Raw genomic sequence first — 22,712 nt, 5'->3', positions numbered from 1 at the left:
CTCAGAGGGTCGAGGCCCAGTTCGAGTAGGCGTAGCGCCACGGACTCACCGCGTCCGCCGGGGTCAGTAAATCGCCCTTTACACTGCCTTTCAGGGCATCGCCGGCGACCGGGTCGAACTTGCCGCCGGGGGCCAGGTTGGCGCGCTCCACGACGATGGAGCAGCGCTTCTTGGTGGCCTGCTCGGTACCGGTACCGACCAGATAGACGTCGGTGCTGAGCGCCTGGCCGGCGTGGTAGGTCTCCCCGGTGGTCGCCTTGACGCTGTAGCTGGCGAGCTTGCTGCCCACCGCGTCGGCATGGGTCGCCTTCACGAAGCCGTTGACCGCATCCAGTTGGTACTTGGTGGCATCGATCGCCACGTCCGGATCGCCGTCGGTCTCCAGCACGAAGGTCGCGGCATCGATCCAGGCGTTGGGCAGCTTCACCCACAAGCCCAGCACCGTGGTGACGGCGGCATCGGCCACCGGCGCGGCACTGACCGCCAGTTCGACCACGGTCGCCCCCAGCGCGAGCGCCAGGAAGCCGACCGGCGCGGCGTCGAACTCCGCGTCCAGCGTGCCCGGCTCCCCGGTCGGGCGCTGCACCGACGCGAGCGCCTGCCCGATGCTGCCCTCCATGCGGCTGGTGATGCGGCTGGTCTTCTGCGGCGGGGGGGCAAATTCCAGCTTCGAGAAGTTGATGGCGTCGTACAACTGGGTCGGGCGCGTGTCGCCGACCCAGGGGCCGTATTTCATCGCCACGTCCAGGAACAGGAAGCGGCGGGGGGTGAGGTCGAGTGCCATGGTGGGGCTCCGGGGTTTAGGGGTAAGGGGTGAGGGGTGAGGGGTGCGGGGTGCGGGGTGCGGGGTGCGGGGTGCGGGGTGCGGGGTTCAGGGTTCGGGGTTCGGGGTTCAGGAACTCTGAACTCTGAACTCTTGGCGCCAGGTCAGCGCCCACAGCGCCACGGCCACCGAGTCCAGATCGCCGCTGTAGAGATTCGCGGCCTCCACGCTCGCGGGGTCGGGTACGCCGAACCCCTCGGGCAGGCCCCAGGTGTTGCGCGCGACGACGCGCAGGAGTTGGTCCACCAGGCCGAGCGCCGCCACATCGCGCAGGGCCGCGCCGGACTGGTCGTGGGTGACGACATAGGCCGCCAGTTGCCCCATGACGCTCCAGGTCTCGCCGCGGCGGGTGTAGTTGGTGAGGCCCAGGCAGGCGACCACCACGGCCGGGGCGTTCATGGCGTGCCGGCGCACCTCTGCCACGTCGAAGGGGCCGCCGGCGCGCACCACGTTCACGCCGCCGGGGAGCGCCGCGGCCAGGGCCGCGACGATCGCGGCGAGGCCGGTGGGGAGGTCGGCGAGGGGAGCATTCACAATCCGCCCCCCTCCCCACGCCCCCACGCCGTCGGCGCGCTGGCCCAATCCGCGCCCCCGCCGACGTCCTCGGCATCCGCGGCCGGCAGCTTCACCACGCCGCGCGACAGATCCTTGAGCCAGGTGAAGACCCGCAACCCATCGCGCACGATCGGATGCTCGGCGCTCAGCGCCTGGTCCTGATTGACCAGCATCCGCGCCAGCGTCAGGCACTTGTCTTTGAGGATCAGCAGCGCCGCCGGGCTCGGCGTACCGGGCAGGCGGTAACCGTCGATCTCGGCCGCGGCGGCGGCCAGGGCCTGCTCCAGATTGGCATCATCGCGCAGGGCGAACTCGTCCTGATCCAGGCCGACCAGGTAGCGCGCGCGCAGTTCAACGGGGGTGGCGTAGACCATGCTCAGGCGGCCGGGTCCGGGACCGGGGCGGGCAGGCGCGCGAGCAGCCCCGCATGGGCCTTGAAGCGCACCTTGGTCCGGGCCGGGATGGCGTAGGTCTTGCCATTGATCGCACGGGCCGGCTCCGCGGCCCGGTGGATCAGGCGGAAGGTGCCGAACTCGTGCAGCGTGACATCCTCCCCCGTAGCCAGGACGCCGCCGATCGCCTCCAGGACCAGATCCACGGTGGCGGCACCGCTGGACTTGGAGACTCCCAAGACCACGGCGACGGTGTTGCTCAGTTGGGACTTGTTCAAGCGGACCTCTTGCGGCGCAGGGCCGCGGCGGCGGGTGATTGGGCCGGGGTAGCGGCGGCCGGTCCCGGGTCCCAGTCGCTGACCGAATAGCCCGGGTCCTCACCGAGGACCCGAACCTGCTCCGGGGTCAGGAAGGCGGCGGTGAGCCCGAGCGGCCAGGCGCGCCCCGCCCGCCAGGGCGGGGCGCCGGGCAGGCGGATCACGTCACAGTGGCAGAGCTCATCCATCAGACGAAGGTCAGCAGCGCCGAATGCTGCCAGCGCCCGAAGCCCGCGCCGCGGATCGCCTTGAGCCCGTACTGATGCACGTCCTTCTGGAACTCCAACTCGGAGCCCTCCGCAATCGCCGACACCTGGGTCGCCTGCTCCTGCTGACGGATCAGTGCCTGGGCGTTGCGGTCGCCGCGGAAGAGGGCGAACTTGGTGGTCCAGGTCAGGCGCGGGTTGATCACCAGGTCATAGCCGAAGCCGCCCAGCGTGGCCAGCACCTGAATGGTGTTGGTACGGCTGACGGTATCGGCGATGACGGTCGCGCCCAGGGCGGCGGCGGCCACGTCCATGAAGTCGACCGGCACCATCAGGGTGAAGCGCTTGGCCCCGGCGTTCAGATAGCGGCCCTTCTCGGTGCGCATCTTCAACAGCGCCTTGGTCGCGCTCAGGGTCGCCGCGACAAACTCCACCGTGGTCGGCACCGTGACGCTGACCGAGTCATAGGTCAGGTCGTTGGACTGGGTGGCACTGGTGCCCTGGCTCGGGTCCGGGTGGTCGCTGTCGAAGAAATACTGGCCGTCATAGCAGACGGTATCCTCAGCGGCAATGATCAGGTCAGTGAGCAACTCCGCCCAATGGGCGCGGTCAGCGTCGGCCAGTTCGTTGATGCGTTGCCGAATCTGGCCGGTCTTATCGCGCCGCATCCAATCCACGGCAATCTCGATCGTCGACTCGAACTTGCGGTTGCGGATGGTGAAGCCGGACTCGGACAGGCCGACGGCCTGGCGGCCGCCCAGCCACTCACGCAGCTTCGGGACTTCCGACAGCCAGGCGTAGGTCTCGGACTCCTGATCGGACGCGAACGGGGTCGGGTTGGCAATCTGGCCGGTCCAGTCGTCGCCGAGCGCGTCTTCCATCTGTTGCACCAAGAGCGCAATGACGGCGCGGCTGGTGCTGATGCGGGCGGGTTGGGGGATCGTAGGCATGGCTTAACTCCAGTTTAACGAAGGCGTAAGGGGGCGGGTTCAAGAAAGGATGAAGGTTGAAGGTTGAAGGTTGAAGGCGCCGACGGGCTCAGGGTTCCCCCTTCATCCTTCATCCTTCATCCCTCATCCCTCATCCCTCATCCCTCATCCTTCCTTCGCCCAGGTGCCGACCAGGCGGGTGATGACATACCCGTCGGCGTCGCCGTGCATGAGGACGGCCAGGTCGCCGCGGCGGGCGGTGGCCTTGGTGTTGAGCAGGTCCTTGTCGTCGACCCCGGCCAGGTCCAGACCCATGATCATGTCGGCCGCGGCCGGGCTGACGGTGACCAGCACGGTGCCGAAGGCGCCGCCGTTGACGATGGCGCAGCCGCCCAGGGCGGTGGCGATGGCCGGCAGGGTGATGACCCCGGCGTCCGCCGTGACCCAAAAGAGCTTGCCGCTGTCCTCGGCATCGAGCGTCTTGGCGTTGGCAACCGCCTCGCGCGTCGGCCAGGCGGCATAGGGATCGACCAGCAGCGGGCCGAACTCCACCACCGCGACCGCGGATGACACCCAGCGCCGGATGAAGCCGATGAAGACGCCGCCGACCGGGCTCAGGGTGAACACGTCGTCGTCGGTGGCATAGACCGGCATCCCCACGTCGGTGATCACCGCGCCGGTCACCGGCAACTGCACCGCGCCGCTGCGCCGCACCTGCACCTGCAACTCCGCGGCGGTCACGTTGACCACCGGGGCGAAGCAGAAGCCGACGAAGCGATCGGCACTGGTCAGGGGCCGGGCGTAGCCGCTGGCGGCGATCAGACCGACCGCGGACCCCTCATAGATGGTCGTGCTGGCCGCGACCGGGTATGACCCCATATCGCCCAACTCGAACGGGCGCGGCTTGTTGGCTGCAAGGGTGGTCACTTGGTACCTCCAAAGTGTTTGATGCGCCCGTCCTGCTCAGCGCGCTGATAGGCCCGGTAGGCGTCCTCGGTCCCGAACTCGGCCGCCAGGGCGGCAGTGAAGGGGCCGCCGTCGGTGGCGTCAGTGGCGACCGCCGCCGGGGCCTGGCCGCCGGTCTGGGTGCCCGACAGCGCCGCGATCGGCGGCAGGTCGGCCAGCAGCGCGGTCAAGGCGTCCGGGTTGAGTTGCTGCGCATAGGCGAACAGCTTGCCGTCGCGCGGCAGCCTGCCGTCGGCGACCGCGGCGGCCAGCAGGGTGGTACGCGCACGCGCCTGCCCGTCGGCCATCAGGGCCGCCACTTGGCCGCGCAGTTCGGTGATCAGGTCCGCCGGCGGGGCGGCCTGCACCTGGGCCGTCAGGGCCGCGATGCGGGTGTCGCGCTCCGCCAGCAGCGCCGGCAGCGAGGTCGCCGCGGTGCCGTCGGGGCCGTTGCCCAGCAGCGCCTTGAGCTTGTCCAGTTCGGCGAGCAGCTCCGCGTCGTTCGTGGTCATAGGAAGATTCAGCAGGTAGAGCACGCGCTCGCGCATGTCATCCATCGGGGCCTCCGCAGGGGCATGGGACAGGAGAGAGGCCGCGGCCAGCGCGACCTCCGGTAGATAGTCGAGCGCCGGGGTGTTGGTCAGGGCCAGGTGCAGCAGCTCGCGCACCGCGCCGTCGGCGCCGTAAGTGAAGACCGGGGATAGATAGCGGTACTCGCCGGCCGTGATGTACGCGGCGGCGCGCTCGGTCCAGTGCACCGTCGCCGCGACCAGGCCGCGGCCGGCTTCATAGAGGATGTCAGCCGGGCAAATCCAGCCCGCCGCCGGGGCCGGCTGGCCGTTGTCGGCCGCGCGCAGGGTCTGGTGTTCGTAGTCGATCGGGAGATCCGCCGCGTGCTGCGCCAGGGCACTGGCCTGGGCGCGGCCCTGGGCCTCGCTCAGGTGCCAGGGGCCCGCGCCCAGCATGGCCCCGCGTGGGGCATCGAAGGTGCCCGCGGGCAACAGCAATTGCGCCGCCCCGACGGTAGCGGGGAGCGCGAGGGCGGCGATGCGGGGGGGCGGTGACATGGCCCCACTGTGCCCGCCCGCGCCGCCCGATCGGGGCGGAGCGAGCGAGGGATTTGGGCGTCCCGGATGGTGCCGGGCGGCGCCTCCGATAGGAGGCGATTTGAGCCCTTGGAGCGCCGCGCCGCGGGGGATGCACCGGGGGACCCCCGCCGCTCGATTTGGGAGCGATTTAAACGGGGTTTAAACGGGGTTCCGCATCCCGGTAACGGTCGGCTACAGCGCCTGCACCAGGTGTCGGCGCAGGAGGGCGAGGATTTCCGACGAATCCTCCCCCGTCACACCCAGGAACGGCCGCGCCGGGATGTCCCCCCACAGGTGCGGCCACTGGCTGCGGGTGCCGCCGAATTGCTGCATCGCCCCGTACTTGCGGTCGGTGCCGAACTGAAGCCCGGTGCCGCCCGCGGTGAGGTCATAGCGCAGGGTGTCCTGCAGGAATCCCTTCTGGCGCAGGATCATCTTCACGGCCAGGCGCCGCGCGCCGCTGGCGGTCAGGGTGCGCCCGCCGCTCGCGGTGCGCCGCCGCGACAGCCCGCCGCGCCCGAGCGCGCGCAGCAGGGTCACATCGCTGTTGGGCGCCCAGGGCGTGCCGTCGGGCGCGCGCTGGGCGCGGAAGCGCTGGTCGGTGGCCAGCAGCAGGTACTCGCCGATGTCGCGCAGGGCCGCCGCCGGCTTGCCGACCTTGGCAATCAGGGCGCCCAGGGCCGCACGCACGGCGGCGTCGTCGACGCGGATGGTGATGTTGGTGCCGGCCATCAGGAGGCGGGGCGTCCCGCCCCGGCGGGCTGGTCGCCGTCGCGCGGCGGCTCGGCGTCTGCCGGCGGACGGCCTTCGGTGAAGGTCCGCAGCGCTGCCAGCAGATCCCGCCCGAGCGCCCCCGGCAGCCCCGCCGCCTTGGCCTGGACCGTCCCGAGCAGATTCTGGAGACTCGCCCCCGGCGCATAATCCCACCCCCGCCCGATCCCGCTGGTATCCCCCGGCGGTACCGGCGCCCGGTCCGGCCCGGCCTTACCCAGCTTCTCCAGGTCCTGGTCATTGACCGCGAACACCCGGCACTGGCAGCCCCAGCCGTTGGGCGGATAGTGCGTCTGCCAAAACGGGTCATCGACCGGCAGCGCCAGGCCGTCCCAGGCCAGATGCTCCGGGCGCGGGTCGAGCACGCCGTCACTGTGACGATAAAGCAGATACGGCCGGTCGGCCTTGCCCGCCTGAATCTGCGCCCAGCGCCCGGCGGCGTAGCTGGTGCGCAGGTTGGTGCTGTAGATAACCTCAGTGCGCCAGGCCCGGCCCGCCGCGCTGCCCTCCCCGGTCCAACCGGTCCAGCCGTGCTTTTCCACCAGGGCGTCAAAGTCGCGCGCGAACTCCGCCAGCGTCGTGCCCTGCTCGATGCCTTTGAGCACCGCCGTGTTGAGGTCGGCGATCAGGTCCGCCTTGGTCGCCCCGGCCACCACAAAGGCGCGGTCGTGCGCCGCGCCCAGGAGGTCGTCCCAGTGCTCGGTGGGCAGGTTCAGCTTCGCCTTGAAGAAGGCGATCTGCTCAGCGAAGGGCAGTGAGCCGTAGGCGGGATCAGGCATGTTCGCCGAGCGAGTAGTGGTTGCCGTCGCGGAATCGCCCGCCCCAGGTGCCCCCTTGCGCTTCCCACCATTCCCCGAGCGGCCGATGCGCGTCGGTCCCGTCCAGATACTTCCCGCCCCGGAATAGGTTCAGGTCGATGGCGAGGCGCCGCTTGTGGAAGCTCTTGGCCGCGCCGTAGCCTTTTTTGATCCCGGACGCCCCATGCACCCGCGGGTCGCGATAGGCGTCGCCGAGCGTCACCTCGTAGCCCAGGGCGATGGCGTGCTGGATCAAGCCCGGAATCATGCTTGCGAATTTTGACTGTTGTTGCCGTAATGTCATCATGCACCTGGGATACATCGTCAGTCGCCTTGCGCCACGTCATAGCGTCCGGCCAGGTCGGCCGCCGCCAGCCCCTCGGCCAGCACCGCGACCAGGGAACCGTCCGGTAATGCCGGATACATGCCCAGTAACCGGGCGTTAAAACTCGCCATGTCTTCTCCCGCGGCCAGCGCCGCGTCCAGTTCGCCCCGCACCGCGCCGGCCATGGCGACCATGGCGGGTTCGGCCAGCCGGGCCAGGGCCGCGGTGTGGGTCACGGCGTAGTCGGGCGGGAGCCGGGGCGTCCCGCCCCGGCCGGTGGCGGCGGCGGCCAGGGCCGTGATGTCCGCAGCGGGTGCCGCGGTCACCTCCGGCACGCCGGGGCGGGACGCCCCGGCTCCCAGGGTCGGCTCATCCCCCGCTGGCTCCGGGATGCCGGTCTGCTCGCGCACCCAGGACACCGGGATGAAGGTCCCCATGCCGGACGCGGTGAGCCGCTGCAAGGAGGTCGAGAAGGCGGTCAGGTCCGCCGGCTCGCGGGTATCGAAGCGCCACACCGGCGCCCGGCGCGGATCATCGACCAGGCCGTTGAGGGCCGCGACCGGATAGACCAGGTCACGGCTCAGGGTGCTCTGCACCTGACGCGCGTCCGACAGCAGCAGGTCGCGCTTGACCTCCCCTTGCAGGTCCGCGACCCCGGAACCCATGCCGGTCGCGCCCGGGGTGCTGGAGAGGCTGCCGCCCAGGATGGCGCGCGACATGACGGCGTCGGCATACTCGACCATCGCCAGGAAGGGGTCCGCCTGGCCCTCGGCGGCGGCCAGCAGGTCGATGCGCATCCCCTCGGGCATGATGCCGGCGGCGTGGCGGCCCAGGTCGCGCACGGCGCGGAACAGGGTGGCCTTCTCGGTGGAGCCCGCGCCGCTGGGGTAATAACCCAAGCGCATGGGTAAGCCGTAGATCTCCAGCCACTCGGCCATGTCGCGCAGGCTGAACTGCCGCATGATCCAGGGCCAGGCGAGGATGCGATAGAGCCCGGCGCGCGCCAGATAGCCGGAGCGCGCGCGGTGGGTGTGGGTGAGCCAGCCGAAGGGCCACAGGTCGGCGCCGTCCGCGGACCCGTCGCGCAGGCGCAACTGGGTGCGGGTGCCCTTGTCCAACTGGAACCAGGTCTGCGGCCGGTGTTCGATGTGGACCGGCAGGCGTTCGGTGCTGGGGCCTGACCAGGTGACCTCAAGGCAACTGAAGCCATGGCCCACCGCGTCCATCAGGTCGAGCAGGACATCTTCCAGATCCGGGATGCCGCCCAGCAGCCCCGCCACGGCCTTGGCCTGGCGTTTCTCCTTGCCGCTGGGGTCGCGCGGCGGCTCGATGCTCCAGGGGATGCTCAGGATCGCCCGGCGGCGCTTGGCCATCTCGGCGTGCAGGTGCGGGTCGCGCTCTTCCATGTCCAAGTACAGTTCGGCCTGCTGCGTCAGGTCGCCGGTCTCGGCGCCCTCCAGCAGCGCGGCCAGGCGTTCCGGGGTCAGGCCGCGCACCGGGTGCCCGGCCCAGGTGCGCGCCAGCGCCTGCGTGCTCGCGCCTTCGGTCTGGCGCGCGGCCAGGGTCTTGGGGGCGACCGGGCGGCCGAAATAATCGGCGAGCGCGGCGGCGGCGGTGCGGAGCAGTCCCATCAGTAGAGTCCTCGGCGGTCGTCATCAGCGTCGGCGAGCGAGGCGCCTTGCTGCGGATGGTGGCCGAGACGCCTGACGAGGACGTAGTGGACCGGGCCGGTTTGGCCGTTCGGCTGCAACTGATCGAGCGATGGATCACCGAGGCTGGGCTCCCGCTGACCCCATCGCCACCGGACCCCCAAGCCCTGCCCGGCGACGCCCTACCCCTGACCTTCCGCGCGCGCTTCAGCTATAGTCACGCCATGGTGCGTGACCTGGCCCTGATCGAATCCGCGCGTTCAGTCATCGCCGTACTGCCCTTGCCGCCCGACCAGGAACTGCGCCTGCGCCAGGCGGCCCGGCAGCGGGCGACCCGGCATTCGACCCGCATCGAGGGCAATACGCTCAATACCGTCGAGGTCGGTCAGGCGGTATTGGCGGTCGGCAAGACCCAGACCGAGATGCAACAGGAGGTGCGCAACTACTGGCGGGCGTTGGAGTGGATCGAGGAGCAGATCGAGGCCAGCCGGGTACCGTCCGAGGAGCTGATTCGGGAGTTGCACGGCATCATCCTGGTGCGCGGTGTGGGCCGGCGGGGCCTGCGCAGCAACTACCGCCGCGAGGAATGTCCAGTGGTGGATACGGCTACGCGTCGCATCGATTATGCCCCGCCCGTGCCGAAGGACGTGCCGGTACTCATGGCCGATTTGGCTGCCTGGTGGACCGGACCGGAGGCCGCCCTGTTGCCCGGACCGGCACGCGCCGGGCTGCTCGCTCATCGCTTCGTCAGCATCCATCCATTCAGCGACGGCAACGGCCGCACGGCCCGGGCCCTGGCGACGGTGGAACTGTGGCGCAGCGGTTACGAGATACGCGGTTTCCTGTCGCTCGAAGAGCACTATACGGCAGACCTGCGGGCCTATTACGATAATCTCCAGATGGCCCTGCCGGTGAATTTCTACGATGGCCGTCATGATGCCGACCACACGCAATGGCTGACCTATTTCCTGGCAACCATGGCCCGGGCCGCTGAGTCGCTGCATCGACAGGCGATCGAACTGTACGCCCCGCAGCGTCGCGCAGCCCCACCGTGGGAATCGTTGCGCCGGGTGCAACAGCAATTGCTGACACGCCTGCTGATGCGCGGACTTGAACAAGGGGCCACCGCCATGAGCTTCAGCCCCGGTGATATGGTCGAGTGGTTCGGCGTGTCGGCCAACACGGCTCGGGAATGGTTGGAGCGGTGGCGGGGCGAGGGCTTTGTCCTTCCCGCACGCGCCGGGGCGCAACGCGTACGTGCCTACGCCCTGGCTCCGGAGTGGGTCGAGTTGCTGCAGGGTGCGCTGTTTAGCACAAGCCTTAGCACAAGCCCAATTGCACCGAAATAGTGCGCGGTAATATAGAAACAAAGTCTTACGCGATTTCGAGCGAAAAATAGCACAACCCCACCGCTGCCCATAAGAGCGATTTCGCCCCGATTCTCGGGGCTGCAGGGTCAGGTCAACAGCACAGGCAAGCAGATGAGCAAGATCGAGTGGGAACGCGACCTGGTGGAACTGCCCTTCTGTCGGCAGCTTCAGGCCATGGGCTGGGATGTGGATCCAGGGCGACCCGGACCTGCCGGAGTCCACCGAGCGAACCAGCTCGCAGGAGGTGCTGCTGCGCGGGCGCCTGGCCGCGGCGCTCTAACGGATCAACCTGCGCGACGGTCAGCCCTGGCTGGACGAGGCGCGTATCGCGCAGGCGATCCGCGACCTGGAGCGGGCGCCGGGACACGAACTCATGGAGGTCAACCAGGCGGTGACGGAGTTGCTGCTCAAGGGCACTGTGGTCGAAGGCCTGCCCGACTGGGACCAGGGCCGACCCCAGCCGGTGCGCTACATCGACTTCGATCATCCCGAGAACAATGATTTTCTGGTCATCAACCAGTTCAAGGTCGAATTGACGAGCGGGCGCAGCCATATCATCGCGGACGGGGTCTTGTTCGTGAACGGCCTGCCCTTGGGTGTCGCGGAATTCAAGAGCCCTGGTATCCAAAATCCCATCGGGGAGGCGACCAATCAGTTGCTCCGCTACTCCAATCAACGTCGCGAGGTCTGGCCGGAGCGTTACACCGAGAATGAGGGTGTAGAGCGCCTGTTTCGCACCAACCAGTTGCTGATCGCCAGCGATTTCTTCGAGGCGCGGGCCGCGACCCTGGGTGCACTACCCGAGGCCTATCTGGAATGGAGCGATACGAGTCCGGTCCCCTCGACCAGGGTCGCGGAGGAATTGGGCCTGGTATCAGAGGCGCCGGACGCGCAGGCGGCGGCCGAGGCACTGGCCCTGCTTGGCCCGGAGCAATCCGAGCGGGCCGGGACCCCGTTGTTCTTCCGGACCCCTGCGCAACGCCCACCCGCCATGCAGGGTCCGGGGCTGCAAAGTCAGCAGCTCTTGGTCGCCGGGATGCTGCGCCCCGCCCACCTGCTGGACCTGATTCGCAACTTCACGGTGTTCCAACAGGTGGATGGGCGCACCCGTAAGGTCGTGGCGCGCTACCAGCAATGCCGTGCCGTTCATAAGGCGATTGCGCGGCTGCTCGCGGGTCGGTCGCGCATGCAAGGGGTGGTGCTGGACGAACGCGGCGGCATCATCTGGCACACCCAGGGTTCGGGCAAGAGCCTGACCATGGTCTTTCTGGTGCGCAAGATGCGTATGACGCCCGAGCTGCTCGGCTACAAGATCGTGGTGGTGACGGACCGCACTGACCTGGAGGGCCAATTGCGCGCGACCGCCCGTCTTTCCGGCGAGACGCTGCGTCCGAACGAACAGGACGAGCGGTTGCGCGAGTCGCCGACGGCCCGCACGCAACGCATCCTGTGCGAGCCGACGCCCGACATCTGCTTCGCCATGCTCCAGAAGTACCAGGAAGGGGCGCGGGATCGGGACGGCGAGCGGGTGTCCATGACGATCCAGCGCAAGGAGAAGCGGCCGGGCAAGGATCAACCGGTGCTCGAAAAGGCCGTGACCTATACCGAGCGTATCGACTTCGAGAACTTTCCGTTGCTCAATGAGTCGGCGCAGATCCTGGTCCTGGTCGACGAGGCGCACCGCGGCAACACGCGCACGCTGCACCGTAATCTGCGCCGCGCCCTGCCGAACGCGGCCATCGTGGGCTTTACCGGTACGCCCATCCTGAGTCACGACAAGAAGACGACGGCCGAGATCTTCGGTGACTTCATCGACCGCTATCTCTTGCAGGACGCCGAGTTGGACGGGGCCACGGTGCCGATCCTTTACGAGGGGCGAACCGCGGATGGATTCGTCAAGGACGCAACCGGGCTCGATCAGCTATTCGTCGACATGTTCGTCGACTACACGCCGCCGGAGCTTGCGATCATCAAGGCGCGCTATGGGACGGAGGGCGACGTGCTGGAGGCGCCGCTGCTGATCGCGCAGAAGGCCCGTGACATGCTGCGGCACTTTGCCGCCGTCGCGCTGCCGGAGGGGTTCAAGGCCCAGGTCGTGGCGGCCAGCCGCCAGGCGGCGGTGACCTATCAGCAACAGTTGGTGCGGGCGCGCGATGAACTGGTATCCGCTATCACGGCGCTGCCGGAGTCAGTGCTGGCCCTGGGTGATGACGAGCGGGAGTCACTGGACGACGCGACCCGTTCGCTGCTTGCGCTCTATCCCCAATTAGGCCGACTGCGGGTGCTGGAGGTCGCGGCGGTCATCTCGCCCGGTCACAACGACCGGGAGTCGTGGCGCAATTGGTCGGACAAGGAGAAACAGAAGGCATCGATCGAACGCTTCAAACGCCGCTGGGCGCCGGAGAAGACGGCCAAGACCGATCCGCTGGCGATCCTGGTCGTGAACAACATGCTGCTGACCGGCTTCGACGCCCCGGTGGAGCAGATGATGTACCTGGATCGCAAGATCGTCTCGCACGACCTGCTGCAGGCGATTGCCCGGGTCAACCGCACCTATGGGGGCAAGCACTGCGGCTTTGTGGTCGATTACATCGGCGTGGCGCGTCACCTGGACGAGGCGCTGAAGGAGTACGACGGCGCGGACATCACCGGGGCGCTCATCGACATCGGCGTCGAGCTGCCGAAGCTGCTGGATCGACGGGCGCGGGCCCTCGCGGTCTTCACGTCTCGGGGTGTGAGCGACCTCTTCACCCAAGTCGATCAGTGCGTGGAACTGCTCGCGGACCTGGGGGTCCGAGCCGAATTCATCAATACGCTGCGCCTCTTCTACGAAACCCTGAATGTTCTGGAACATCGACCGGAGGTTCCCGGGGCTGTCTTTCGGGATGCGAAGCTGCTGGGCTTCATCAACAAGGTGGCAGCAAATCTGTACCGCGATCCGGCGCTGAATCTGTTGGGCGTGGCGGAAAAGGTCAAGGCTCTGATCGACGGTCATGTGTCCGCCCGCGGGGTCGATCCCAGGATCCCGCCCACCGCCATTACCGACGCCCAGTTTGAGCAGGTGCTCGCCAACCAGACCAACAACCGCGCCCGGGCGGCGCACATGCAGCACGCGGCGCGTTTTCACATTACCGGGTTCACCAATCAGAACCCGGTCTATGCCCGACAGATGAGTGAGAAGCTTGAGGAGATCCTGCAACGCTTCAAAGACGACTGGGACGCGCTGGAGCGGGAACTGCGGCGCTTCATCGGGGAACTGAAGCGCGGCGACGGGGCCGATTTCCCTGACCTGGATCCGCGGATTCAGGTGCCGTTCGTGCGTCTCGTGCTCGATTTCTGCGGCGCAGCGACCGCCGCCGGACCCTGGGGTTGACCGTCGACCGGGGCGGCGATCTGGTCATGCACGCACCGCTTGCCACCAGCGATGACGAACTGGCCGCCTGGGCCGGGACCAAGCTACTCTGGGTGCATCGCAAGCTCGCACTCAAGGAGGAGTCCACCCCTAAGGCGCCGGCACCTGAGTATGTGACCGGGGAGACCTTCAGCTATCTCGGCCGGCGCTATCGCCTGGTGCTGGTGGATGAGCAGCAGGCAGCGCTCGACTTCGACGGGGCTCGCTTCCTGCTGCGGCGCGATGCAAGGCCCGCCGATGCCCACTTCCGGCAGTGGTACATCACTGTCGGCAAGGAGTGGCTGGCGCGACGCATCGACTTGCTGCGGCCACGGACAGGTCCGGCACCGACGCGGGTCCTGGTCAGGGATCTCGGATACCGGTGGGGGTCCTGCGGGCGCGATGGCGCGCTCTACATCAATTGGCGGGTCCTGCAACTCCCGGTCCGCTTGGTGGATTACGTGCTGGTCCATGAGTTGTGCCACCTGGTGGAGCCCAGCCATAACCGGGAATTCCGGCGGTCGCTGGAGCGCGCCCTGCCGGACTGGCAGGACCGTAAGGCCGAGCTGGATCGCAGCAGCGCCGACGTTTTCTGGTGCGCCCCCGCGATGCGGCAGTAGGCCGAAGATCAAGGCCCGCTCACCACGACGGTGCCGGTGCACCACCAAGTCAGGAAATATCGAAGCCTTGGTTGATGGCCGAAAACATCTGATAAAAACCCGATAACACAACGATCTCGATGAATCCTTTCAGTCCGTACCGGCTGATGGCATCGGCCTGAGCGCCGGCGGGTATGGTCTGCCAGCCCAGCGTTGCCTGCAGCACCCGCGCCGCCGCTTGAAATGGCTCGGGAAAGGCGCCGTCCCTGATACCGCGGGCCTTGAGGGCCTCGATCACGTCCGGTGGTACGCCCGCGGCCACGGCGTGATCGACATGATCACTCCATTCAAAGGCCGCCTTGGTATCGCGGGCGACCGCCAGCACGACAAACTGATAGACGGGGCGCGGGAGTTGCCCCTGGAACTTGAGATAATAGCCGAGTGCCTCGATCTTCTCGCACAGCGCCGGATGATTCATCAGGGCGTCGTAGGGTCCGCCGAAGGTGGCACCCTGGCTTTTGCGCTGTGACACCATCGCCTCATAAATCGACTGGTCTTGCGCAGTCAGCTGCGCGGGATCAAAGTGCAGCGTCGCCATGGGCAGGCCCCTTGCTGATTATTCGTGATAAGACCAGGCGGCACAGGCGGCGGACCAGTCCTGCACCGGCGTCGCAAACCGCTTGTCGGCCTTGACATCGATCACCGTCGGCCCTTGGTTCTCGAGGGCCACGGCAAAGGCCCCTGCCAGTTGCTCGGGGCGGGATACGGTGATGCCGCAACCTCCCAGTCCCCGGGAAAAACCGGCCCAGTCGTGGTCCGGCAAGCTGGTCAATTCATCAGGCACTGCACCCAGCGTATGGGCGCGCAGCCAGACATTGCCCAGCGCGGCATTGTTGATGACCAGATAGATGATGGGCAGCCGATAGCGGGCGGCGGTCGCGATTTCCATACCCTGCATCCGCATGCAGCCATCACCGGTAATGACGGCCACCCGGCGGTCGGGCCTTGCGCATTGCGCACCGATGGCGGCGGGAATAGCCCAGCCCATGGGGCCGAGATTGGTTGCGGACAGGTAGGTGAGCGGTGCATAGGCGGTCCAGTAATGCCCGGCGAAGGCGCGGTGTGCACCGGAATCGATCAAGACAATACCGTCTTTTGGTAAGGCCGTGCGTAACTCGCTGATTGCCCTGGCGGGATGCAGAGGCGTTGCATCGCTTGCGCAATGTTGCGGGTCCTGCAGGCGCGGCTGCGCGGTGATCCCGGCCAACCAGTGGCCGCGGGCCACGCGCGTGTCCTCCAATGTCGGTCCAATCCGGTCGTCGTGGGCTGCCAACCAGTCCAGATAGGCCCCGGCGTCCCCCACCACACAACTGTCGGTGAGGTGGGCACCCATGACCACAGTGCTGAGATTGACGCAGATCGTCCGTTGCGCCCTGAGCCTGAGTGCCCAATGCATCGTGTCGCGTTCGTTGAGCCCGGACCCCAGCAGCAACAACAGGTCCGGGGGGTCATCCAGTAGCGCCAGGCGTGAGTGATGCGTTCCGGCATAGCCGAAGACACCGAGTGACAGTGGATGATCCTCGGGAAAGGCCCCTTTGGCCCGCAGCGTCGTTGCCACCGGGATGGACCAGCGTTGCGCGAAAACAAGCAGTGCAGTGGAGCAGCGCGCGTGTTCGATGCCGGCGCCGGCCAGAATGACGATGCGCACCGGGGGCTTGCCGTCAGGACCTTGGGTAAAATGGGCCAGGGTCGCCATGGCCGCGTCCAGCGCCAGCGTCCGCGCATGGATCAAGCCGTCAGCGATCGGTCGATAACGCGCGTCCAGGTCGAAGCGCTGACTGTCCGTCGGAATCGAGAGATGGACCGGCCCGGTGGGTGCAGTGCGCAGTTGGATCAACGCGCGGCGCAGCAGGTGCGGAAGGTTACGTGGATTGGCGATGGACGTGGAGTATCTGGTGAGTGGTTTCAGTATGCTGACATCATCGAGCGTCTGACTGCCGGCATCCTGGAACTCACCCAAGCCTTCCATGTCGGTGGCAACTTCACCGCTCAGGAGCAGCAGCGGTGAGCCATCCGTTTGCGCAGCGGCAACCGCGGTCACCGCGTTGCCCAGGCCGGGACCGCCGATACACAGGGCGACACCAAACCTGCCGCTGGCCCGGGCATAACCGTCTGCCATATAGGCGGCGCCACCCTCCTGGGCCGCGACAATCGGTGTGAGTGCCGTGTGCCGGCCGAGCGCCGGCAGGAATGGATCAATTAATCCCCCAGGCACCATGAAGAGATGATCGATCCCCTCCTTGACCAAGCTGTCGAGAATGAAATCGGCGCCTTGCATCACGTTCTCCCGGATCGTCAAGTGATCGGACAAGCATCAGCCCGCGGCCACTGATGGGAAACGAAAACAACGAATCAATAGGAGCCGTATCACCCGCGTCGGACGGGGCCCGTGGGTCGCTGGCGCCGCGTCCGTCACCAGACCCCCAATCGCCATGCCAGGCCGATACCGGCGAGTACCACGAGGACCAGGACGCCGACCAAAACGCCGAGGATCAGGTTGATACGATGGATCGCGGCGGAGCGCTCCCGCCTGACCTTGGCGACGAACGTATCCATGCGCGCCTGCGCCCGTACCTGGGCGGCGGCGATCTCCTGGATCACGGTCTGGTGCAGTTCGATCCTGAGATCGGCTTGGAGGTGATCGCGGAACGTTTGGTTCTGTTCCTGCTGGCGCCGCTCATGCTGCTTGTGGACGTCCAGGATGGCGGCGCTCTGGGCCTCGAGCTGCGCGCGACATTCGATCAGGAACCGGCAGTCGCCAAGGCCGCACGGCGCGCCGCCAGCCACCGCTTGCGGTGCCGCGGACGCCTCCAGTGCCGGCTCCTCCGGCACCGGAGACGGTGCCGCTATCCACTCCAATTCGGTGACGGTTGGCAGGGGCGGATTGGGCGCGGTTCGCGTCCGGTCGGCGCCCGGCCGCTCGTCCTGAACCGCCGGGCCCGAGGTTGGCGTGGCGGCCTCGGTACTGGGCTCCTGCATGCCCAGTAAGCGCCGGTTGCCCGGAATCGCCAGCCACGCACCCAGGTCCATCGATTCAATGTTGTAGCCTTGATCCGCCCGGGGTGCCATCCATCCCGGCGAGCGGATGCTCCAGTCCTCGATCCCGCCGGCTTGCGCGATCTGCTTGACCAGATGCGCGACCCGACGCTCCAGCAGTGCGTTCGGGATCACCTGCGTGGCGCCGAACTGGGTGGCACGTTTGGCCGAGCGCTCCCCCGCGGTGTCCGCGATCACGTAGATCGGGATGGTCGCGAGGCGTTGGCGCAGCATCACCAACGCGTCGAAGGTTTCCTCCGGGGCGGCGCCCAGGCCCAGCACAATGGCCTGCAGGTCGGCGCCGGCCTCAAGGATCGCCGCCGCGCCATCGCAGGCCTTTACCGTCGCGCCGGCGTTGCTGAACATCGTGCAGGCGAGTTGTCGCGCGGCGCGATCCTTTATGCTGACGGCGATGCGTATGGATCGTTCACTCATGGACTTGGGCTACTTGAGCTTGACCGGGACGGCCTCGGTGCCGAACTTCTTCAAGGTGGCGCGGGTGGACTCCATCGATTTCTTGCCGTCCAGATGCCCGGTCATGACCCGGTGCCAGACCTGCCCGTCCTTGAAGGTGACCGTCTGGACCCGCGTGGAGACGCCGCGCAGCGCGAGCTTGGCCTTCATAGCGTCGGCCTCCTTGGCGGTCTTGAAGGACCCCACCTGGAGGACGTAAATCCCGGCGGCCTCGGCCTTGGCCTTGGCATCCGCCTTGGCCTTCGCGTCCGCCTTGGCCTTCGCGTCAGCCTTGGCCTCGGCCTCGGCCTTGGCAGCGTCGGCCGGGGTACCAGGTGCCGCATCAGGCGGCGGCGCCGCAGGCGGTTCCGGCGTGACGGGCGGCGGCGGCTCCGGCCGGGGCGCCGGCGGCGGCGGCGGCTTGCCGGTGTCCTTGGTGTCCACGACGGTCTCGCGCAGGATCTTCTCGAACTGGAAGCTCGGCTGCCGGGGGGCGGGCCGCTCGGTCTTGGGCAGCGCCGCCGCCACCGGGGGCGGCACCTGGCCGGGGGCCTGGGTCATCCAATAGAGTCCGACGCCGAAGCTGCCGAGGATGGCCCCGAACAGGAACCACCAGACGCAGGAACGGGGTCGGGCGCGCCGGGGGGTCGGCTTGGCGGCGCCGCGCCTGGGGTCCAGGGCCATCTACATGGCCTCCGGGGCAGTGACACCCAGCAGTGCGAGCCCGTTGCGCAAGACCTGACGCACCGCCAGGATGAGCTTGATGCGGGCGTCGCGCAGGGCCGTGTCGTCTACCAGGAACTGGTGGGCGTTGTAGTAGGTGTGCAGCTCGTTGGCCAGTTCGCGCAGATAGGTGGCGACCAGGTGCGGCTCATGGTTGGCGGCGGCGGTGTCGACCAGTTCCGGATAGCGGGCCAGGGTCCGCAACAGGGCCTGCTCATGGTCTTCGGTGAGCCGCTCCAGGTTGGCGGCACCGGGGCTCGGGTCCACCACCATGCCCTTGTCGGCCGCCTGGCGCAGTACGCTGCAGACCCGGGCATGGGCGTACTGACAGTAATAGACCGGGTTGTCCGCGGACTGGCTCTTGGCGAGATCCAGGTCGAAATCCAGGTGCTGTTCGCAGCGGCGCATGACATAAAAGAAGCGGGCGGCGTCGCGGCCGACCTCCTTGCGCAGTTCGCGCAGCGTCACGAACTGGCCGGAGCGGGTGGACATCTGGGCGCGTTCCCCGCCGCGGTAGAGGATGGCGAACTGCACCAGCAGGACGTCCAGGCGGTCGGCGTCGTCGCCCAGGGCCTTGAGCGCCGCCTTGACCCGCGGCACATACCCGTGGTGGTCGGCACCCCAGATGTCGATGACCCGCTCGAAGCCACGCTCCAGCTTGTCCATGTGATAGGCGATGTCGGAGGCGAAATAGGTGCCCTGCCCGTTCTCGCGGACCAGCACCCGGTCCTTCTCGTCGCCGAAGGCGCTGGAGCGGAACCACTGGGCACCGCCCTGCTCGAAGACGTGCCCGGCCTCACGCAGGCGCTCCAGCGCCCGATTGACGGCGCCCCGCTCGGCAAGCGAGCGCTCCGAGAACCACTCCTGATACTCGACCCCGAACTCGGCCAGGTCGGTGCGGATGTCGTCCAGGATCGTATTGAGTGCCAGCTCGAAGCAGTAGCGGTAACGGTTGTCCCCCAGGAGGCGCTTGGCGGCGCTGATGAGCGCGTCGATGTGGTCCTCCTTGTCACCCCCGTCCTGGCCCTCGCACTCGTCGGCCGGGACCCCGGCGAAGACCAGGGCGGTGTCCGTCCGGTAGTCATCGGCGTGTTCCCGGTGCAGGGTGGCGGCGATGTCCCAGACATAGTCGCCCTTGTAGCCGTTGCTCGGAAACTCGATCGCCTCGCCGCACAGCTCCAGATAGCGCAGCCACACGGACGTGGCCAGGATGTCCATCTGGCGGCCGGCGTCGTTGACATAATACTCCCGGTGGACCTCGTAGCCGACCGCCGCCAGCAGGTCCGCCACCGCCGCGCCGTAGGCCGCGCCGCGTCCGTGGCCCACGTGCAGGGGGCCGGTGGGATTGGCGGAGACGAACTCGACCTGGACCCGCCGCCCGGCGCCGCGCCGGGAGCGTCCGTAGTCGTGCCCGGCGCTCAGGATGGCCGGCACCACGCTGCGGTAGGCATCCGCGGCGAGAAAGAAGTTGATGAAGCCGGGTCCGGCGATCTCCACCCGCGCGACCAGGGGCGAGGCCGGCAGGGCGGCCACCAGGCGCTCCGCGACCTCCCGGGGACGGGCGCGGGCTGGCTTGGCCAACAGCAGGGCCAGGTTGGTGGCAAAGTCACCGTGGGCCTGGTCCCGGGTACGCTCGACCTGGGGCTGCGGCAGGTCGATCGCGTCCCAGGCGCCGTCCGCGGTCAGGTGCGCCAGGCCGGCGCGCAGGAGGTCGGTAATCTGTTGCTTCATTAGTGTTGTTCGGTCGGGTCGGGAAAGGGGCCTTGACCAGGGTTGCGTCCAGGTCACGCAGCGCGCCGGATCTTGAACAGCACGGACCCTGCGCCCACCCATCGGTGAAACCGACGGACAGCACAGTCGGCTGCCCAGGTGCACTGGTCAGAGCAACGATCAAGGGCCGGAAAAAACAGGCGCGCAGGGCACTTCGGAACCCGCGGCGCAATAAGCCAAGGATACCCGAATCCGGTCCTTACATCATGTCCTGGGGGTCCACGTCGAGCGACCAGCGCAGCCCCCGGGTGCGCGGCAGCGTCCACAGACGGCCGACCCAAGACCCGAGAAAGCGCTGCAACCCGGGCCGGTCCGGACCCTCCAGCAGGAGTTGGGCGCGATAGCGGCCGGCGCGCCGCTCCATGGGCGCCGGGACCGGGCTCGACACCGCCACCCGGGTGCCGACCAGTTCGCCCTGCAGGGCCAGGGCCAGGGCGCGCCCCTGGCGCAGAAAGTCCATGGGGACCTCGGCGTCCGGGGCATCGGCGCGCAGGAGCGCGAGGTGGGCGAAGGGCGGCAGTTGGGCCGCCTCCCGCTCGGCCAGGGCCAGTTCGGCGAAGCCGGGGTAACCGCCCTTGATCAGGGAGCGCAGCAGGGGGTGCTCGGGGTGCCTGGTCTGGAGCACGACCCGGCCGGGGCGCTGCGCCCGCCCGGCGCGCCCGGCGACCTGAACGATGAGCTGGGCCGTGCGCTCCGGGGCGCGGAAGTCCGCGGCATAGAGCGAATGGTCGAGGTCGAGGATGCCGACCAGGGTCACCCCGGGAAAGTCGTGCCCCTTGGCGAGCATCTGGGTGCCGAGCAGGATCTGGATCTCCCCGCTGCGACTCGCCGCGAGCAGCCGATCCAACTCCCCCTTGCGGCGGGTACTGTCGCGATCGATGCGCGCCAGGTTGACCGCCGGAAAGACCGCGCGCAGTTCCTCCTCCAGGCGCTCGGTCCCCAGGCCCAGGCCGCGCAGGTCGGTGCCCCGGCAGTCCGGACAGGTGCCCGGCGTGGCCTGGAACCAGCCGCAGTGGTGACACCAGAGGCGGCGCAGCCGCAGGTGCAGGGTGAGGCGCGCGTCGCAATGGGGACAGGCACCCACCCAGCCGCAGTCGTGGCAGGTCAGCACCGGGGCATAACCGCGGCGGTTGAGGAACAGCAGGACCTGATTACCGGCCCCGGTCTGGGTCTCGACCTGGTCGCGCAGCGCCGCGCAGAGGCCGGCGCTCATCGGCTGGCCGCGGATGTCCAGGAGCGCGAAGACGGGCGCCTGCGCACCCCCGGCGCGCTCACTCAGGTGCAGCCGCCGGTAACGCCCGGCGCGGGCGTTGTGGAGGGTCTCCAGGGACGGGGTGGCCGAGCCCAGGACGACCGGACAGCCGGCCTGCTGGGCGCGCCGCACCGCCAGATCCCGGGCCGAGTAGCGGAACCCCTCCTGCTGCTTGAGGGAGGCGTCGTGCTCCTCGTCCACGACGATCAGCCCCAGGCGCGGCAGGGGCACGAAACAGGCCGAGCGGGTGCCGAGCACCAGGGTCGCGCGCCCGGCGGCGGCACTGTGCCAGGCGCGCTCGCGCTCGGCCTCCGGCAGGGCCGAGTGCAGCACCGCGTGGGGTCCGGGCAGGCGCTGCGCCAGGCGGTCGCGCAGTTGCGGTGTGAGACCGATCTCCGGCACCAGCACCAGGGCCTGGTACCCGGACGCGATCACGCGCTCGATCAGGCGAATATAGACCTCGGTCTTGCCGCTGCCGGTCACCCCGTCGAGGACGAAGGGGGCGAAGCCGCCCAGGGCCGCCGCGACCGCCGCGACCGCCCGGGTCTGCTCGGCATTGAGGACCGGCCCCACCGCGACCGGGGCGAGCGCGGCCGCCGCCGGGGAACCGACCGGCGCCGACGGCGCGGCCCGCGCCGCGACCCGGCAGGGTTCGATCAGGCCCCGCTCACGCAGGGCCTTGAGCGGCCCGGCGCAGGGGCCGAGCAGGGCCTTCAGATGCAGCGTCGCCAGTCCCTCCGGGGCCGCCCGCAACGTCTCCAGGAGGCGGCGCTGACCCGCTGCCCGCCCCAGGTCGGCAAGCGCCAGGGCGCCCCCGGCGGCGGTCGCGCGCAGCCCCGGGAGGCCGCTCCCGAGGCGCGCGTCCGGGCGGCGCAGGCGCGCCGGCAGGGCGCTGAACAGGGCCTCGCCCAGGGGTGCGCGATAGTAGTCGGCGGCCCAGCGGATGAGCCGCAAGTCGTCGGGGCCGAGCACCGGGGTCGCATCCAGCACGGCGAGGGCGGGCTTCAAGCGCTCCGGCGACTGGTCGGAGTGCCCGGCGGTCTCCACCAGGATGCCGACCCGCCGCCCGCGCCCGAAGGGCACCAGGAGACGCACGCCGGGGATCAGGGGCATCAAGTGCGCGTCCGCCGGGGGCAGATAGTCGAAGAGTCCGGCCAGCGGGGCCGCCACCGCGACGCGCAAGATGGTAGGTTGGTTCGGGATGGGCGGAGACTCCGGTTGCTGCAACTTAGGCCAGGTTCCTGCGGTCGATTTAAATCAA

Annotated in this window: 21 protein-coding genes; 3 read left to right on the top strand and 18 right to left on the bottom strand. The window is 68.6% G+C overall.

What is annotated here, in order from left to right; all coding sequences use genetic code 11:
* Position 1: 1 nt before the first annotated feature.
* From THSYN_RS11235 to THSYN_RS11180, 12 genes are all read right to left on the bottom strand, one after another.
* The gene (locus tag THSYN_RS11235; RefSeq protein ID WP_100919225.1) at positions 2-784 is read right to left on the bottom strand and encodes a phage tail tube protein; all 783 of its coding nucleotides are present in this window, start codon (positions 782-784) and stop codon (positions 2-4) included.
* Between the two features lie 108 nt (positions 785-892).
* Positions 893-1,357: a phage protein Gp37 gene (locus tag THSYN_RS11230; protein ID WP_100919224.1), complete on the bottom strand. Its 465-nt coding sequence runs from the start codon at positions 1,355-1,357 to the stop codon at positions 893-895.
* Positions 1,354-1,752, bottom strand: coding sequence for a phage protein Gp36 family protein (locus THSYN_RS11225; protein ID WP_100919223.1), 399 nt, complete (start codon positions 1,750-1,752; stop codon positions 1,354-1,356). Before THSYN_RS11225 ends, THSYN_RS11230 begins: the two co-directional genes overlap by 4 nt.
* 2 nt (positions 1,753-1,754) lie before the next feature.
* The gene (locus tag THSYN_RS11220; protein WP_157817603.1) at positions 1,755-2,048 is read right to left on the bottom strand and encodes an HU family DNA-binding protein; all 294 of its coding nucleotides are present in this window, start codon (positions 2,046-2,048) and stop codon (positions 1,755-1,757) included.
* Complete coding sequence (locus tag THSYN_RS11215) at positions 2,045-2,275, bottom strand: hypothetical protein (protein ID WP_100919221.1); 231 nt, start codon at positions 2,273-2,275, stop codon at positions 2,045-2,047. Before THSYN_RS11215 ends, THSYN_RS11220 begins: the two co-directional genes overlap by 4 nt.
* Positions 2,275-3,243 carry a Mu-like prophage major head subunit gpT family protein gene (locus THSYN_RS11210; protein WP_100919220.1) on the bottom strand — a complete coding sequence of 323 codons (969 nt, stop codon included), beginning with the start codon at positions 3,241-3,243 and terminating at the stop codon, positions 2,275-2,277. Before THSYN_RS11210 ends, THSYN_RS11215 begins: the two co-directional genes overlap by 1 nt.
* A 144-nt stretch (positions 3,244-3,387) precedes the next feature.
* Entirely contained in the window at positions 3,388-4,149 is a 762-nt protein-coding gene (locus THSYN_RS11205; RefSeq protein WP_100919219.1) for a hypothetical protein, read from the bottom strand.
* On the bottom strand, positions 4,146-5,234 hold the full coding sequence (locus THSYN_RS11200) for a phage protease (protein ID WP_100919218.1): 1,089 nt from the start codon (positions 5,232-5,234) through the stop codon (positions 4,146-4,148). The genes THSYN_RS11205 and THSYN_RS11200 overlap by 4 nt, the downstream gene beginning before the upstream one ends.
* Positions 5,235-5,447: 213 nt before the next feature.
* Positions 5,448-5,987 (bottom strand): phage virion morphogenesis protein, encoded by a 540-nt coding sequence (locus THSYN_RS11195; protein WP_100919217.1) that lies wholly within the window; start codon positions 5,985-5,987, stop codon positions 5,448-5,450.
* Positions 5,987-6,805, bottom strand: a complete 819-nt coding sequence (locus THSYN_RS11190; RefSeq protein ID WP_100919216.1) for a phage head morphogenesis protein — start codon at positions 6,803-6,805, stop codon at positions 5,987-5,989. The genes THSYN_RS11195 and THSYN_RS11190 overlap by 1 nt, the downstream gene beginning before the upstream one ends.
* Entirely contained in the window at positions 6,798-7,091 is a 294-nt protein-coding gene (locus THSYN_RS11185; RefSeq protein ID WP_216644731.1) for a M15 family metallopeptidase, read from the bottom strand. The genes THSYN_RS11190 and THSYN_RS11185 overlap by 8 nt, the downstream gene beginning before the upstream one ends.
* A gap of 56 nt (positions 7,092-7,147) precedes the next feature.
* Positions 7,148-8,779: a DUF935 domain-containing protein gene (locus THSYN_RS11180; protein ID WP_100919215.1), complete on the bottom strand. Its 1,632-nt coding sequence runs from the start codon at positions 8,777-8,779 to the stop codon at positions 7,148-7,150.
* 56 nt (positions 8,780-8,835) lie between these two features.
* Between THSYN_RS11180 and THSYN_RS11175 the strand changes: the two genes are divergently transcribed.
* The 3 genes from THSYN_RS11175 (at position 8,836) to THSYN_RS11165 (ending at position 14,178) form a co-directional block, all read left to right on the top strand.
* Positions 8,836-10,146: a Fic family protein gene (locus THSYN_RS11175; protein WP_100922382.1), complete on the top strand. Its 1,311-nt coding sequence runs from the start codon at positions 8,836-8,838 to the stop codon at positions 10,144-10,146.
* Between the two features lie 394 nt (positions 10,147-10,540).
* Positions 10,541-13,540, top strand: coding sequence for a type I restriction endonuclease subunit R (locus THSYN_RS11170; RefSeq protein WP_216644730.1), 3,000 nt, complete (start codon positions 10,541-10,543; stop codon positions 13,538-13,540).
* 26 nt (positions 13,541-13,566) lie between these two features.
* The gene (locus tag THSYN_RS11165) at positions 13,567-14,178 is read left to right on the top strand and encodes a M48 family metallopeptidase (protein ID WP_236848864.1); all 612 of its coding nucleotides are present in this window, start codon (positions 13,567-13,569) and stop codon (positions 14,176-14,178) included.
* Between the two features lie 49 nt (positions 14,179-14,227).
* Here the strand turns inward: THSYN_RS11165 and THSYN_RS11160 are convergent, their stop codons facing one another.
* The 6 genes from THSYN_RS11160 to THSYN_RS11135 all read right to left on the bottom strand — a co-directional run bounded on the left by THSYN_RS11160 (position 14,228) and on the right by THSYN_RS11135 (position 22,633).
* Positions 14,228-14,755, bottom strand: coding sequence for a carboxymuconolactone decarboxylase family protein (locus THSYN_RS11160; protein ID WP_100919213.1), 528 nt, complete (start codon positions 14,753-14,755; stop codon positions 14,228-14,230).
* A gap of 18 nt (positions 14,756-14,773) precedes the next feature.
* Positions 14,774-16,495: a thiamine pyrophosphate-binding protein gene (locus THSYN_RS11155; RefSeq protein ID WP_100919212.1), complete on the bottom strand. Its 1,722-nt coding sequence runs from the start codon at positions 16,493-16,495 to the stop codon at positions 14,774-14,776.
* Positions 16,496-16,629: 134 nt separating this feature from the next.
* Complete coding sequence (locus THSYN_RS11150; RefSeq protein WP_157817602.1) at positions 16,630-17,688, bottom strand: response regulator; 1,059 nt, start codon at positions 17,686-17,688, stop codon at positions 16,630-16,632.
* Between the two features lie 9 nt (positions 17,689-17,697).
* Positions 17,698-18,390, bottom strand: coding sequence for an SPOR domain-containing protein (locus tag THSYN_RS11145; protein ID WP_100919210.1), 693 nt, complete (start codon positions 18,388-18,390; stop codon positions 17,698-17,700).
* Entirely contained in the window at positions 18,391-20,160 is a 1,770-nt protein-coding gene (gene argS, locus THSYN_RS11140; protein WP_100919209.1) for an arginine--tRNA ligase, read from the bottom strand.
* A 238-nt stretch (positions 20,161-20,398) separates the two neighbouring features.
* Positions 20,399-22,633 (bottom strand): primosomal protein N', encoded by a 2,235-nt coding sequence (locus THSYN_RS11135; protein ID WP_100919208.1) that lies wholly within the window; start codon positions 22,631-22,633, stop codon positions 20,399-20,401.
* Positions 22,634-22,712: the final 79 nt, after the last annotated feature.

Source organism: Candidatus Thiodictyon syntrophicum (assembly GCF_002813775.1).
Lineage (GTDB): Bacteria > Pseudomonadota > Gammaproteobacteria > Chromatiales > Chromatiaceae > Thiodictyon > Thiodictyon syntrophicum.
Note: the sequence above shows the minus strand (reverse complement) of the source record. Positions and strands in the feature narration are given on the sequence as shown.

What these genes read in the sequence shown, in the direction of transcription:
- THSYN_RS11235 (WP_100919225.1), bottom strand. Translation starts at nt 784, where the DNA reads ATGGCACTCGACCTCACCCCCCGCCGCTTCCTGTTCCTGGACGTGGCG.
- THSYN_RS11225 (WP_100919223.1), bottom strand. Translation starts at nt 1,752, where the DNA reads ATGGTCTACGCCACCCCCGTTGAACTGCGCGCGCGCTACCTGGTCGGC.
- THSYN_RS11215 (WP_100919221.1), bottom strand. Translation starts at nt 2,275, where the DNA reads ATGGATGAGCTCTGCCACTGTGACGTGATCCGCCTGCCCGGCGCCCCG.
- THSYN_RS11210 (WP_100919220.1), bottom strand. Translation starts at nt 3,243, where the DNA reads ATGCCTACGATCCCCCAACCCGCCCGCATCAGCACCAGCCGCGCCGTC.
- THSYN_RS11200 (WP_100919218.1), bottom strand. Translation starts at nt 5,234, where the DNA reads ATGTCACCGCCCCCCCGCATCGCCGCCCTCGCGCTCCCCGCTACCGTC.
- THSYN_RS11195 (WP_100919217.1), bottom strand. Translation starts at nt 5,987, where the DNA reads ATGGCCGGCACCAACATCACCATCCGCGTCGACGACGCCGCCGTGCGT.
- THSYN_RS11190 (WP_100919216.1), bottom strand. Translation starts at nt 6,805, where the DNA reads ATGCCTGATCCCGCCTACGGCTCACTGCCCTTCGCTGAGCAGATCGCC.
- THSYN_RS11185 (WP_216644731.1), bottom strand. Translation starts at nt 7,091, where the DNA reads ATGATTCCGGGCTTGATCCAGCACGCCATCGCCCTGGGCTACGAGGTG.
- THSYN_RS11180 (WP_100919215.1), bottom strand. Translation starts at nt 8,779, where the DNA reads ATGGGACTGCTCCGCACCGCCGCCGCCGCGCTCGCCGATTATTTCGGC.
- THSYN_RS11175 (WP_100922382.1), top strand. Translation starts at nt 8,836, where the DNA reads ATGGTGGCCGAGACGCCTGACGAGGACGTAGTGGACCGGGCCGGTTTG.
- THSYN_RS11170 (WP_216644730.1), top strand. Translation starts at nt 10,541, where the DNA reads ATGGAGGTCAACCAGGCGGTGACGGAGTTGCTGCTCAAGGGCACTGTG.
- THSYN_RS11165 (WP_236848864.1), top strand. Translation starts at nt 13,567, where the DNA reads ATGCACGCACCGCTTGCCACCAGCGATGACGAACTGGCCGCCTGGGCC.
- THSYN_RS11160 (WP_100919213.1), bottom strand. Translation starts at nt 14,755, where the DNA reads ATGGCGACGCTGCACTTTGATCCCGCGCAGCTGACTGCGCAAGACCAG.
- THSYN_RS11155 (WP_100919212.1), bottom strand. Translation starts at nt 16,495, where the DNA reads ATGCAAGGCGCCGATTTCATTCTCGACAGCTTGGTCAAGGAGGGGATC.
- THSYN_RS11150 (WP_157817602.1), bottom strand. Translation starts at nt 17,688, where the DNA reads ATGAGTGAACGATCCATACGCATCGCCGTCAGCATAAAGGATCGCGCC.
- THSYN_RS11145 (WP_100919210.1), bottom strand. Translation starts at nt 18,390, where the DNA reads ATGGCCCTGGACCCCAGGCGCGGCGCCGCCAAGCCGACCCCCCGGCGC.
- argS (WP_100919209.1), bottom strand. Translation starts at nt 20,160, where the DNA reads ATGAAGCAACAGATTACCGACCTCCTGCGCGCCGGCCTGGCGCACCTG.